The 13,995-nt window shown below is 73.3% G+C and carries 5 protein-coding genes; 3 read left to right on the top strand and 2 right to left on the bottom strand.

Annotated elements, in window-relative coordinates:
• Positions 1–1,384 (top strand): ATP-binding protein (locus AC5LSR_RS19395; RefSeq protein WP_493468773.1); only part of this gene is annotated, 1,384 nt, incomplete at its 5' end.
• 75 nt (positions 1,385–1,459) lie between these two features.
• On the opposite strand, the gene AC5LSR_RS19390 is transcribed toward AC5LSR_RS19395, so the two are convergent.
• The gene (locus AC5LSR_RS19390; protein ID WP_493468772.1) at positions 1,460–5,896 is read right to left on the bottom strand and encodes an FtsK/SpoIIIE domain-containing protein; all 4,437 of its coding nucleotides are present in this window, start codon (positions 5,894–5,896) and stop codon (positions 1,460–1,462) included.
• 449 nt (positions 5,897–6,345) lie between these two features.
• Here AC5LSR_RS19390 and AC5LSR_RS19385 point away from each other — a divergent pair, with 449 nt between their 5' ends.
• Complete coding sequence (locus AC5LSR_RS19385; protein ID WP_493465470.1) at positions 6,346–8,250, top strand: hypothetical protein; 1,905 nt, start codon at positions 6,346–6,348, stop codon at positions 8,248–8,250.
• 37 nt (positions 8,251–8,287) lie between these two features.
• Here AC5LSR_RS19385 and AC5LSR_RS19380 read toward each other — a convergent pair whose 3' ends face one another.
• Positions 8,288–11,953: an ATP-binding protein gene (locus AC5LSR_RS19380; RefSeq protein WP_445548792.1), complete on the bottom strand. Its 3,666-nt coding sequence runs from the start codon at positions 11,951–11,953 to the stop codon at positions 8,288–8,290.
• Between the two features lie 938 nt (positions 11,954–12,891).
• Here AC5LSR_RS19380 and ftsZ point away from each other — a divergent pair.
• A partial coding sequence (gene ftsZ / locus AC5LSR_RS19375; protein ID WP_493468771.1) for a cell division protein FtsZ occupies positions 12,892–13,995 on the top strand: 1,104 nt, incomplete at its 3' end.

Genomic DNA, 13,995 nt, shown 5'->3' with positions numbered 1-13,995 from the left:
GCCGGGGGTGGCGGTGCTGCTGCGGGGCCGGCGCCGGGTCGGCAAGTCGCGGCTGGTGGAGGTGTTCTGTGAGCGGGCACACGTCCCGTTCGTGTTCTTCCAGGCGAGTCAGGGCGCCGATCCCGCCGCCGAGCGGGCGGCGTTCGCCGCGGCAGTGGCCGAGTCCGACCTTCCCGGTCGGGATCTCTTCGAGTCCGGCACGGTTCTGCCGACCTGGGCGGCGTCGTTCCGTCAGCTGGCCGCGGCGTTGCCCGCCGACACACCGGGCATCGTGGTCATCGACGAGATGCCGTGGCTGATCGAAACCGACCCGGCGCTGGAAGGGGCGCTGCAGACGGCCTGGGACACGCAGCTCTCGCGCAAGCCGGTCCTCCTGATCCTGATCGGTTCGGACCTGGCGATGATGGAGCGTCTCGACGACTACCGGCGGCCCTTCCACCAGCGGGGCACGGTGATGGTGCTGCCACCGCTGAATCCGGCCGAAGTCGGCGCCATGGTCGGCCTGCCGGCTGCCGGAGCCATCGACGCGTACCTGGTTACCGGCGGCCTGCCGCTGATATGCCAGGAATGGGGGTCCGGCCAGTCGGTCGAGAGCTTCCTCGCTGTCTCGCTCGCCGACCCGACGTCCGCGCTGCTGGTCTCGGGAGAACGGTCACTCGCCGCCGAGTTCCCAGGGTATATCCAGGCCCGCACGGTGCTGGCCGCTATCGGTAACGGCGAACGTACGTGGAGCGGCGTTCGCGCGGCGGCGTCCGCCGGAGCCGAGCCGATGGCGGCGAGTTCGCTGACGAGCGCACTGCGCCTGCTCGAAGCCAAACGTGTGGTTGCTGTCGACACCCCGCTTTCGACCAGGCCGGCCGAGAAGGAGCGCCGTTATCGGGTGGCCGACCCATATCTGCGCTTCTATCTCGCCTATCTCGCAGCCGGCCTGCCGCTCGTGGAACGGGGGCGAGGGGATCTGCTGCTGCGGCGGGTTAAACGATCTTGGTATGCCTGGCGTGGCCGGGCGGTGGAACCGCTGGTTCGGGAGGCCCTGCTGCGTATGGCGCCGGAACTCGGCTGGCCCGAGGTGGAGGCCGTCGGTGGCTGGTGGAACCGGCAGAACAACCCCGAGATCGACGTGGTCGGCGCTGACCGGGCGGGGGCTGCGAACCGGATAATTTTTGCCGGCAGTATCAAATGGCAGTCGACGCAGCCGTTCGACCAGCACGACTATGCCGCGCTGGTGCGTGATGTCACCGCGGTGCCGGGCTTTGACACGTCGACCGAACTTCTCGCCATCAGCCGGACGGGTGCTGCCGCCGGTGTTCCCGCCCGTTCCATCGGCCCAGAAGATCTTCTGGCAGCGTGGAGATCTCTCCCGCGGAACGGGCACCCCGCGTAGGCAGCCGCGTCCCCGAGGACTGGAGCAGCCGTGGTCTCCGTCGAACCGGGGCCATTCATTCTCAGTGACGGACGGCTACCGGGCGAGGTGGATCAGGGTGGTGGTGCGGGCGGTGGCGAGGTGGCCGCGGCCGGGTGGGGCGGCGAAGAACTGGTCGGGTTCCAGTTTGAAGCCGTGTTCGCGTGCCACCACGGGTGAGGTGGGGGTGAGCAGCAGCCGGGCACCGCTGGTCATGACCTCGCTGACGACACGGGCGAGGGAGCGGCGCTGGCCGGTGAGGATCGGCGCGGCGTCACCGCAGAGCACGAGCGCGTGCCGGCCGAGCGCGCCGGGGCTGGCGATGTCCTGCAGCAGGGTGGGGCCGTCGGCGAAGCTGACCTGCGTCGGCACCAGCGTGATCTGATCACAGTCGTCGACGACCACCGCGTATCGCCCGTCACCGAACGCCTCGGCGGCGGCCCGCAGGTCGGTGTCCTTGAGGACGGTCCCGGTGACGACCCGGACACCGCCGTCGTCCCCGATGAGGCTGGGCAGCGGTGAGCGGGGCGGGGCGATGACCAGGACGCCGACACCGGCCCGCCGCAGCCCGCGGGTGACGACCGCCGCCGCGGTCGTGCGTCCGGAGCCGGCCGGGCCGGAGACGAGCAGCAGGTGCGGCCCGGCGTCGAAGAAGTCCATGCCCACGACGTCCACGTCCGGGCCGCCCACACCGAGCGGCAGCCAGGTGCCCGACGGAGCCGGGTCGGGCAGCCGGAGCTCGTCGACGGCGACGTGGGCCGGCAGCGGGGGGAACGGGCGCGGCAGCCCGGCCGCCGTGTGCTGGCCGGCTGTCACGGGCGGGCCGACGACGGGTGGCCCCGCTGCGGGCGGTCCCGCCACGGCTGGCCCCGGCATGGCCGGCCGCACCGTGACCGGCCCGGTCACGGCGGCCGTGGCCAGGCCCGCCGCGGACAGCCGGGTGGTCACCTGGCCGATGAGGGTGCCGGCATCGACGGACGGGCGGCAGATCTGGATCTGGGCCCCGCTCGCGGCGTCCGCGGCCCGGCCGGGTACGGCCGGCGGGCTGGCCGCCCCCGACGGCAGATGCGCCCGGCGCAGCTCCTCCTTGCCGAACGGCAGGAGCAGCCGGTGGGTGAACAGCGTCGCCACCTTGCTGGTGAGCAGCTCCTGGCCGCCGAGCGGCACGACATGCACACCCAGCGGCGGCCCGGCGACGATCGTCTCGCGCAGCACGGTCAGCAGCGACGTCTCCAGGAAGGTGGGGTCGCCGCGGTTCTCGAACTGCTCCCAGCCGTCGACGATGACGACGATCCACGGATCCCGCCGCCCGGCGGCCGTCACACCGCCGCCCGACCGTCCGATCTGACGTCGGGCGACCTCGTCGCGCAGCCAGGTGACGAACCGGCGGATCCGGTCGGGCTCACCGCCGGCGATCACCGCGCCGCAGTGCGGCAGCTCCGCGTAGGCGGCCAGCCCCGCCGGCTGGTGTTCGATGACGTACACCTGCGCCTCGTCCGGCCGTAGGCGGGACGCCAGGCTGGTGATCAGCGTGCGGGCCAGCGTCGTACGGCCCTGCTGCGGCCCGCCAGCGGCCAGCAGCCGGTCGCTGCCGGCCAGATCGAGCACGGCCGGCGGCTGGGCCTGGGCGTCAGGGGAGTCGACCAGACCGTACGGGACGGCCGTCGCGGCCGGTTCGCCGTCGCCCCAGGCCGCCGCAAGATCGTCCAGGGTCAGGTCCGCGGGCAGCGGCGGCAGCAGCGGCCGGAACGGCGCCGGGCGGCCCAGCTGACGCGCGGCGGCCTCGACCGCGCGGAGGGTCAGCGTCTGGTCGGTGGCCGCGCCGCCGTGGTCGGCCCGCTCCTCGGGCCGGGCGGTGCCGAGCGTGGCCCAGCCCACGATCCGGATCCGGGCGGGCGGGGCGCCACCGGCGGGCGGCGGGTCGCCCAGGTAGCCGGACTGGAACAGGCGCGGGGTGCGGGTCTCGTCCTTCGTGCACAGGATCATGCCGCGGCCCCGCAGCCGGCCCGGGATGGCCGCGGCGTCCGATACGCCCAGGACCTCGACGCTGTCGGCCGGCTCGTTCTGCCGGAGCGTGATCCGCAGGTCGATGTTGTTCTTCAGCTCGGCCGACAGCTTGCCCTGCAGCGACTGGGTGGCCAGCACCAGGTGCATACCGAGCGACCTGCCCTTGGCCGCGACGTTGACCAGCGCTCGCAGGAAGTCCGGGGACGTCTCCAGGACGCGCGCGAACTCGTCGAAGATCATCACAAGCCGGGGCAGGGCGGGCAGCCCGGGTGCGCAACGCCGGGCGGCCCAGTATTCGTCGATCTCCCCGCCGTACCGGGCGAGCAGGGACTCCCGGCGGCGCACCTCCGCACGCACCGAGGCGAGCACCCGCTCGGCGGCGGCCTCGTCGAAGACGTCCGCCGCGGTCTCGCCGGTGGAGCGGATGAGCCCGACGACGTGCGGGCAGCGTTCGAACGGCAGGAACGCGCTGCCGCCCTTGAAGTCGACGAGAACGAGGTTCAGCTCGTCGGGGGCGTTGGCCAGCAGCAGGGAGGTGACGAGCGTCTGCAGCAGGATGCTCTTGCCCGCGCCGGTGGCACCGCCGAGCATCGTGTGCGGCCCCTGCCCGGCGAGGTCGACGGTGACCGTCCCGTCCGCGTCCGCGCCGAGCGGCACCTGTGTGGTCGGCCCCGGCTGGTCCGCCCACAGGGCGAGCACGTCGTCCGCGGACGCCACACCCACGCCGACGAGGTCGAGGAAACGCACCGGATAGGGGATGGCCGATTCGGCGCTGCCCAGTGACAGCCGGTCACGAAGCGGCGCGACGGCGCGGGCGAGCCGTTCGGCGTCGTCCGGGCTGGTGCCCTCGGCGCGGCCGACGCTGACCCGCTCGCCGCGATTGTGGGTGAGCTGGACGGCGCCGGCGTCGTCGACCTGGCACTCGGCGCGGCACTCGTTCATCCCGTGCCGGTCGACGGCGATCACGTACACGCCGACTTCCGGGCCGTCCCGCAGGATCGCCTTCATGCCCGGCAGGTTGCGCAGCGCGAGCGCGCCGTCGAGCAGGACGACGACGTCCTCGGCGAAACGGACGTTGCCGGCGCCCCGGCGTTCGGCGGACCGGATGGTGATCAGATCCCGGAGTTCGGCGATGCGGCTGCTCCGGGTCTGTTCGGTGTTGCCGACCCAGCAGGGCACGGGGCCCGCGCTGTCGGCGGCGACGTGCGGCAGCCAGGTGGCCCACGCCAGGTGGTCACGGCTGCCGGACGTGATCAGGACGATCCGGAGGTCGTCGGGGCTGCGGAGCACGCTGAGCTGGACAAGCAGCCAGCGGGCCAGGCCGTCGGCCGGCCCGTCCGCTCCGGTGACACCGAGGACACCCACGGTCCGCAGATCGACGGTCAGCGGCACGCCGTGCAGGGTGGGCTCCTCGAAACCGGCCCACCGTTGGCCGCGCAGGTCGATCGACGCGGCCTCGCTGACGATGCCCACCCGCAGCCGCAGGCCGTCGGGGGAGTCCGCGTTGCGTGGCCACAGCCGGCGGTCGGCTCCGGTCGCGGCGAGCGTGAGGTCCAGCCGGTCGGGCGCCTGCGCGCGGCGGATCTTCTCCTCGGCCGCCACGAGAGCGGTGATCCTGTCCAGCGTGGCCGCCTTCTCGGCCTCGAAGCGTCGGTCGTCGGCTGCTCGTTGCCCGCGGGCCACCAGCTGGGTGCCGAGAACGCTGACGGGACCGAGCAGACACATCAGCAGGACGAGAGGGTTATGCAGGACCACGAAGAGGACCGCGCCGGCGACGAGGGGCAACAGGGCGGGGATCCACAGGGCGCCCCGGGATGCGGTGTGCCGGGACGGGGCCGATGGCAGCGTTAGCTCGGTGCGGCTGACGGTGGGTGTCGGCGCGAAGGCCCGGTCGAAGTCGAGACGGCCGTCCTGGCCGCGCGTGGTCTGCAGCGGGGTCCGCGGCAGTGGCACCCACTCCATACGGTCGGTACCGGTCTCGAGGACGGCGCCGGCCGGGAGGGGAACCGGGCCGGTCACGAGCGCACCGTCGATCAGGGTGCCGTTGCTCGAGCCGAGGTCCTCGACGGTGGCCGTGGCGTCCGAGGACACCGTGAGTGCCGCGTGCCGGCGGGAGACCTCGTCGCAGCCGAGCGCGGCCTGGGTCTGCGGATCCCGTCCCAGCAGGTGGCGGCCTGGCGCGAGCCACACGACCAGGCCCGCGTCGTGACCGTCCCACACCCGCAGCGCACCGGCGACACCAGGTTGGACGGCGCGCGGCCAGGGGCCCGCAGCGCCGATACCGATCGTCGCGCCATGCACCAGGGGGCTTTCGGCAACGCTCCCGGCGCGGTCGAGCGGCTGGTCGCCGACGAAGCAGCGGCGGCCGTCGACCAGCAGCGGCAGCGTGTCGAGCACGGAACCGACCTCGGTCTCGGGAGCGGCCGATATCTCGACGTCGCGCCGGGTATCCGCGTCGGGGCCGTGCACACTCAGTCTGAGGATCATCTCCTGCTTCGCTCCCGTGCGCGTTCCATACCACCATCAGGCGGCATCACCGCCGATGTCCCCGTCGCACCTTTCACAAAATAATCCAGTCACAACCGGGCAGGGCTCTCCTGTGGGCTACCGTGGGGTTTACGGTGGCATAAACTTGATGATGTGGCGACCATGATGCGGGTGAGTCCCGCGACCAGGGAGCGGGTGCTCCGGGCCGAGGTGCGCACCGTCCTGGCCCAGATGATCGACCTCTGATGGGACGCCCGGAGCGCGGCCGCCGATCCGCGGAAACCTCGGAAGAGGTGGGGCGGGGGCTGTCAGGCAACCGATAGTGACGTGGCTCAATTGGTCGTGGGAATGTGCTCTGCGAAGCAGGGTGGCCCGCCGGCGGTATGACGACCGAGCGGCTCGTCACCTGTCGGCGGCATCGACACCGGGCATACAGCAACGGGGGAGCGATGAGCATTGTCTCCAGGCCGGAGATCCCATCTTCCGAGCGGGATGCCACTTCGCGGGATGTGACCTCATTTCCGTCCCGTGACCTGGCAGCGCTGCGTTTCCGCGAGCGGTTGGGAGGCTGTTTCTCGACCAGGGTGACCGACGACTTCCGGGCCGGGTTCGCCCAGGGCCGCCGCGCGCGGACGTCGATCCGTATCGACCTCACGGTCGACTTCGACGACGCCGACGCGCTGCTGCGTGACCCCAGCACACCGGCCCGCCCGTCGGGGCGTGCGTGGGTGCCGGTCCTGTCGAGCGCGCCGCTGACGATCGAGGGCGGCGAGTGCGTCCTGAACGAGCCCGACCCCGACCAGGTCGAGACCTGGCACGCGCGGTACCGGCTGGTACTCGTCGCCGACGACGGCGGACGATACGTCCTCGACGGTTTCAAGGAGCTGCACGATCATCCGGGGCTCGACGCGTGGTCCGACACGGCCATCCTCAACCTGACGCTGCGTACGGACGACGGGCGGACGCTCGGGGCGGGCCGTGCCCGGGCCGCGTGGCCTGGCCCGCTGCGGGCGCTTCGCCTGGGCCGGGGGCCCTGGGCGCCATGGGCGCCATGGGCGATCGAGGTGCGCGGTGTCGCCGACGCCGGCCGCCGCCGGGAGTACGAGCTGGCCGCCCTGAAGCTGCTCACCAGGCACCTGCGGCGGATCTACGGCGGCCCGCTGGACGAGGCCCGGCGCTTCCCCGCCGGCACCGGCCGCCGGCCGGCCGCCCCCGGGCGGCGGGCGCTGCGCCTGCCGGAGCCCGAGATCCGCTGGTGCGGCGAGGGCGGCCGCTGGCACGAGGGCGCCGAGGTGGGCGCCGACGGCTGGCTGCGCCTGATCCGCTACCGGGGCGGGGCGAAGGGGCCGGTGCTGCTCGCCGCCGGGTTCGGCATGTCCACCGGGGCCTTCGTCACCGACACGATCCGTACGAACCTGGCCGAGTTCCTGGTGGAGCACGGCTACGACGTCTGGCTGTTCGACTACCGTGCGTCCATCGACCTGCCGTCCTCGGCCACCCAGTTCACCATCGACGCCATCGCCACCGAGGACTGGCCGGCCGCGGTCGCGGAGGTCCGGCGGGTGACCGGGGCCGCCGACGTCCAGGCGTACGGGCACTGTGTGGGGTCCGGGTCGCTGCTGATGGCGCTGGCGGCGGGCAAGCTGCCCGACGTCCGCTCGGCGGTCTGTGCCCAGTTCCCGCTGCATCCGGTCACGTCACGGCTGAACAGGCTCAAGACCACCCTGCACGTCAGTGAGCTGCTCACCGCCGCCGGCCTCAGGCTGGTCCGGCCGGCCCGCCGGTTCACCCTGCCGAACGCCGCCGTCGACCTGGCGCTGCGCGCGGTGCCGGTACCTTCGCCGGAACGCTGCGGCCAGGCGCTGTGCCGCTGGATCAACGCCATCTTCGGCTGCACCCACCGGCACGCCCAGCTCAACCAGGCCACCCACGAGGCGCTCCACGGCATGTTCGGCGTCGGCAACATCGCCTCGCTCCAGCACCTGGCGACGATGATGCGGGCGGGCCTGGCCGTCGACGCCGCGGGCGGCGACGTCTACACCCGCGATCCGCGGTTCCTGCGGCTGCCCATCCACTTCCTGCAGGGGACGGAGAACTACATCTTCCTGCCGGAGGGGAGCGCGCGGACCCTGCGCTGGCTGCGCGACGCCAACGGCCCGGAGCTCTACAGCCGCAGTCTCCTGCCCGGTTACGCGCATCTGGACGCGATCATCGGCCAGAACGCCGACCGGGACGTCTACCCGCTCATCCTCCAGCATCTCCAGGCACCCGCCGAGGTCCCGGAGAGCCCCGTCGAGGCCGAGCGGAAACCCGTCGAGGCCGAGCGGGAAGCGGCGAGCGGGCCATCGCGGTGACCTGGCCGCCGCTGGCCGGGGCGTCGTGACGGCCGGGTCAGGCCCCTGGCGGTGTCCGCCGGGCGGCGCGGGTGCGTACCGCCTGCAGGCCGAGGCCGGCGGCGGTCCGCAGCGCGGCCGCGCGCAGGTCCTCGGCGCGTTCCCGGTCGCCGTCGCAGCCCCGCGCGGACAGCACGAGCGCGTACTCCGCCTGGGTGAGCGCGACGAACGGCGCGGAGCCCATCGTCTGGTGCCGTTCCAGGGCCGCCTCGAAGTGCGCGCAGGCGGCGTCCCAGCGGCCGAGCGTCCCGGCGAGCACCCCGAGATGGTGGGTGACCGCGCCGAGGAAGCCCGCCAGGCCCAGGGTGGCGTTGTGCCGGGCGAAGGGCAGGACGAGGTCGTAGAGCCGGCCTGCCCACTCCCGCTCCCCGACCGCGGTCACGGCCTGGATGAACGCGACGATGGTGGCCCACCACGAGTAGTTCTCGTCCAGGTCGGCCGGGGCGTCCGGCGAGAGCCGGCCGAGCAGCTGGCGGACCTGGTCGTGGGCGCCCGACTCCGCGCTCAGCCAGGCCCGCATCGCCGGCCAGATCTGGATGTGTGACTGGAGGGTGGCGATGTCGTCGATGAGCGAGCGGGTGTCGGCGAGGCGCCCCCGCAGCCAGAGCATCGGGAGGGCCTGGCCGATGGGGATCAGGTCGGTCTGCGAGTGGCCGAGCTGGCGCAGGTGGGCCTGCAGGTCGCCAGCCATCCGCTGGGCGTCCCCGTAGCGTCCCTCGACGGTGGCGACGACCACGTCCCACATGGACGCGATTCGCAGGAACTCGGGATGGCGCAGCTCGCGGGCGAGATCGGTGAGGGTGGCGGCGGTGTCGGCGGCCAGGGCGAACTCCCCCTGCCGGAACCGCGCGGACATCTTGATCCGCAGCCCGTCCAGGAGCAGTTCGTGATTGCCGAGCTCCTCGCCCAGCCGCAGGATCTCGGCGGCGTCGGCAAGCTGCTCGTCGACGTCACGGGGGCCGTCCAGCGCCCAGCAGCGGTGGCGCAGCACGGTGGCCAGGGTCGCGAGGTCCCGTACCCGCCGGGCCATCGCGATCGCCTCCCGGCAGAGGGCGACCCGTTCGGCGTACGGGCGCTCGTGGTGTATCCAGTGGGCGAGCCGGCCCAGGGCCCTGGCCCGCGCCGGGCTGTCGGCGTCGCCCAGGCGTTGCAGTGCCTCCTCCAGCAGCGCCCGGCCCCGCGGGTCGGGGCTGACCGCCGGGGGCAGCACCCCGCCGTAGCCGAAGGCGGCGCGGGTGAACAGGTCGGTGGAGCCGCCGCTACGGGCCGCGGCGGCGGCCTCGAGGAAACGGGTGTCGCGGGCCGGGTACTCCCCGGCCCGGCCATGGGCGTCACCCAGGGCGAGCAGCAGTTCGGCGCGCAGCCCGCCACCGTTGCGGTCCAGCACGTCCAGCGCGCGGCGGTAGTGCAGCACCGCGCCGTCGAAGGCGGCCTCCGCCAGGGCCCGGTCGCCGGCGAGCCGCGCGTAGTGGACGGCCCGGTCGGCGACGGCCGGGTCCGCGGACGCCCAGTAGTGGTGCGCGAGTTCGGCGGGGGCGCTGGCCTGGCGGTCCTGGAAGGCGTCCCCGATCCGGCGGTGCAGCCGGGCGGCGCGGGTGACACCCAGGCTGTCCCGCAGGAACCGGCGGACGACCGAGTGCGAGAAGACGTACCGGGCGGGCTGGTCGTGGTCCTCCTGCACCAGGCCGGCCTGCCCCGCCTCGTCGAGCAGGTCGAGCAGGCGCATCTCGTCGATCCTGGTCGCGGCGCTGAGGATGTCCACGTCGAACTCGCGGCCGATCACGGAGGCGACGTCCAGCGCGGCGGCGCACTCCCGGGACAGCCGGCTCAGCCGCCAGCGCACCAGGTCCCGCACGGTCTCGGGGATCTCGATCTGGGACGGGACCGGTGGCCCCGGCGGGTCCGTCAGAAGCGGCCGGTCCGGCTGGAGCGGGTCCGTGGGAGCCGGCGGCGCTGGCAGCGCGCCCGGCAATGCCGGTGGGGCCGACAGGTCTGCCGGGCCCGCGGGCAGGTCCGCCGGGGTCCGGCCGGTGGCCGGGGGAGGAGCCGGGGACAGCGTCCCCACGTCCACCAGGTGGCGCATCATCTCCGTGAGGAAGAACGGGTTGCCCGCGGTGTCCGCCCGCAGCTCGCGGGCCAGCGCGAGGCCGGGCCCGGCCGGCCCGCCGCCGGTGACCCGCCCGAGCAGCGTCACGGTCTCGTGGTCGTCGAGGCCGCTGACGCTGATCCGCCGGCAGTCGACGTCCCGGACCAGCCGGGGCAGGAAGCCGCTGAGCTCCCCGTGGTCGGTGCTGCGGTAGGTGGCCACCACGAGCAGGGGAGTGGCCCGCGGCATCCGCGTGATGTGCTGTAACAGCAGCAGGGAGGAGCGGTCCGCCCACTGCAGGTCGTCCAGGACGGTCAGGACGGGGCGGCGGGTGGCCATCGTGGCCAGCCAGCCGTCGATGGCCTCGAACAGGCGGAACCGTTCGGCCTCGGGGTTGCCCGGCAGCGGGGCGCCGACGGCGCCGATGCGCTTGGCGACCTCGGGGAACAGCCGGGAGATCTCGTCGGCGTGCTCGTTGAACTCGGCGCGCAGCACGGAGCGCGGGCAGGTGCGGGAGTACTCGCTCAGCGCCTCCCGGTAGCCCTGGTAGGGGGCGAGGACGTCCTCGTCCCAGCGGCCGTAGAGCACCAGCCCGCCGTCGTCGAGCGCGATCCGCGCGATCCGCGCGGCCAGCGTGGTCTTCCCGATGCCGGGCTCCCCGCTGATCAGCGCGAGTACCCGGTGCCCGGAGCGGGCCCGCTCCCAGCCCTCCCGCAGCGCCCGCAGCTCGGCGGCCCGGCCGACGAAGACGGCGTCCGCCATGCTCGCCAGCCAGCCGAGGTGGGAACCGGCGGAATGCCCGGTGCCGGTGCCGCTCTCGGTGTCGGTGTCGGGGTCGGCGCCGGCGGCCGGCTCGTCGCGCGTCCCGGCCGGGGCGGACGCGTCGGGGGCCCGCAGCGGCGGGAAGGCGCTCTGCAGGCCGGGTACGACCAGCTGCCAGATCCGCTGCGTCTGGTCGAAGTCCTTCAGCCAGTGCTCGCCGAGGTAGCGCAGGCCGAGCCCGTCGGGCAGGGCGTCCTCGACGAGCGAGTGGGTGATCTCCGACAGCAGGATCTGCTCGCCGTGCCCGGCGGCGCACAGCCGGGCCGCCCGATGCACCCCGAGCCCGACGAACCGGCCGGTCCACGCGGTCGGCTCGGTGGTGTGGACGCCCATCCGGACGCGGACCCGGGCGCCGGCCGGCCACTGGTGTGCCGCCAGCGCGCGCTGGGCCGCGACCGCCGCCGCCACGGCGTCCCTGGAGGTGCGGAACGCGACGAAGAACGAGTCGCCCTGGGTGTCGATCTCCCGGCCGTTGTGGGCGGCGAAGGCCTGCCGCTGCAGGCGCTGGCAGGCGGCCAGGATGTCGCCGTAGCGGTCGCCGTGCCGGCGCACCAGCCGGGTCGAGCCCTCGATGTCGGTGAACAGCAGGGTCACCGTGCCCGTGGTGGACGGTTTGCCCGACAGGGGGTCGGTCAGCATGTTCTGGTCGATGAGAGAGCCAGGGGTGACCAGGCGTATCCGTGGGCCGGGTTCCACGGTGGCCTCGTCCGTGTCACATCGCCGGTCGGCAGCCCCGGAGGTGTTGGTGACGGCCACATCGCACCCCTCGGTTCCCGGGCTCTCCGACGTTACGGAGAAACCATGATCATAATATCTTTGATCCGCTGGCTGGATACCCGCTGGCGGAACCCGGCGGGGAAGCCTGCGCAGGGATATCAAAACACCTGCCGGGGCCGTGCACGCGACAACGGGCCGCCCATGGCCGGAAGCGTCGCGGAGGATTACCGGACGTTGCCGTGTGATTACAGCCGATTCACGATCGGAGGTTCACTTTCTCCGGGTAATCGGATTGATGCTACCGGTCGCCGCCGCCACGGCGGGTCGGCCGGACGCCTCGCTGCGCCCCGAGGTGGCCCCCGAGGTGGCCCCCGAGGTGGCCCCCGAGGTGGCCAGCGAGGGCCGCGGCCACCCACCCGCCCGTCGGGCCGTCGCCGTCGCCATTCCCTCGCGGGGCGTTCGCGGCTCCCGGTCGAGGGCGGCCAGGGCCCCGGAGTTCCAGGGTCACCATTTCCTCACGGGGCGTTCACGGGTTCTGGCGGGCGGGGCCCGGCGGATCGGCGCAGCGCGCGGGAGGCTCGGCCGGGCCCGGACCGGGCCGGGGAGGGCTGGCCGGGGAGGGCCGGGCGGTCCGGGTCCGCACCCGGGCCGCGGCGGTCGTCCCGGGTGCGGTGGATGCGGTCATCGCGGGTGCGGTGGATGCGGTCATCCCGGGTGTGGCGGATGATGTGACCGAACGGACGGGAAAGGTGTGACGTGACGCGCCGGGCGTGTCCTTGACCCCCGGGTTACTCCTCCCTACTGTCCGGTCCACGGTTGGAAGTTGACATAACATTAACTGTCTAGCTGACGGTGAAGGTTGAAGCTCGCCGATCGTTACCTGCTCCATCCGTTCGGTGCAGCATTCCCCGCCGTACCGGCCGGCTGGGACACGCCGCCCCGTCCGCCCATCGACGCCGCTGGAGGACCGACACCGCATGGCAGCTCCACAGAACTACCTGGCGGTGATCAAGGTCGTCGGGATCGGCGGTGGCGGTGTGAACGCCGTCAACCGCATGATCGAGGTCGGTCTCAAGGGCGTCGAGTTCATCGCGATCAACACCGACGCCCAGGCCCTGCTCATGAGCGACGCCGACGTCAAGCTCGACGTCGGCCGTGAGCTCACCCGCGGCCTCGGCGCCGGCGCGGATCCGGAGGTCGGCCGCCAGGCGGCCGAGGACCACCGGGAGGAGATCGAGGAGGTCCTCAAGGGCGCCGACATGGTGTTCGTCACAGCCGGGGAGGGCGGTGGCACGGGCACCGGCGGCGCGCCGGTGGTGGCCAACGTCGCCCGGTCGCTGGGCGCCCTGACGATCGGTGTCGTCACCCGTCCGTTCACCTTCGAGGGACGCCGCCGCGCCACTCAGGCCGAAGCCGGGATCGACGCGCTGCGCAACGAGGTCGACACCCTCATCGTCATCCCGAACGACCGGCTGCTGGCGATGACCGACCGTGACATCAGCGTGCTGGACGCGTTCCGCAGCGCCGACCAGGTGCTGCTCTCCGGTGTGCAGGGCATCACCGACCTCATCACCACCCCCGGTCTGATCAACCTCGACTTCGCCGACGTCAAGACCGTCATGTCGCACGCGGGCAGCGCCCTGATGGGTATCGGGCGGGCCCGCGGCGACGACCGGGCCATCGTCGCGGCCGAGCAGGCCATCGCCTCACCCCTGCTGGAGGCGAGCATGGACGGCGCCCAGGGCGTCCTGCTGAACATCTCCGGTGGCTCCGACCTCGGCCTGTTCGAGATCAACGCCGCCGCCGAGCTGGTCGCCGACGCCGCCCATCCCGAAGCGAACATCATTTTTGGCGCGGTGATCGACGACGCGCTCGGCGACGAGGTCCGGGTGACGGTCATCGCCGCGGGCTTCGACACCATCCCGCAGCGGCCCAAGGCGTTCCTGCCCGGCGCCCGCCGCGGCCCCGCCAGCCCGCCCGCCAGCACGGGGAACTCCACCGCCACGCAGGGCGGCGCGGCCCCGGGCACGTCAGGGCCCACGTCCACGGTGGCCCCCGTGGCCGCCACCCCGCCCGCGGCG

It is taken from the genome of Protofrankia sp. CiP1_Cm_nod4 (assembly GCF_982290645.1).
This window is presented reverse-complemented; position numbering and strand designations above follow the sequence as displayed.

Bases quoted from the DNA above. Each gene is read 5' to 3' on its own strand.
- AC5LSR_RS19390 (WP_493468772.1), bottom strand. From the start codon at position 5,896: ATGATCCTCAGACTGAGTGTGCACGGCCCCGACGCGGATACCCGGCGC.
- AC5LSR_RS19385 (WP_493465470.1), top strand. From the start codon at position 6,346: ATGAGCATTGTCTCCAGGCCGGAGATCCCATCTTCCGAGCGGGATGCC.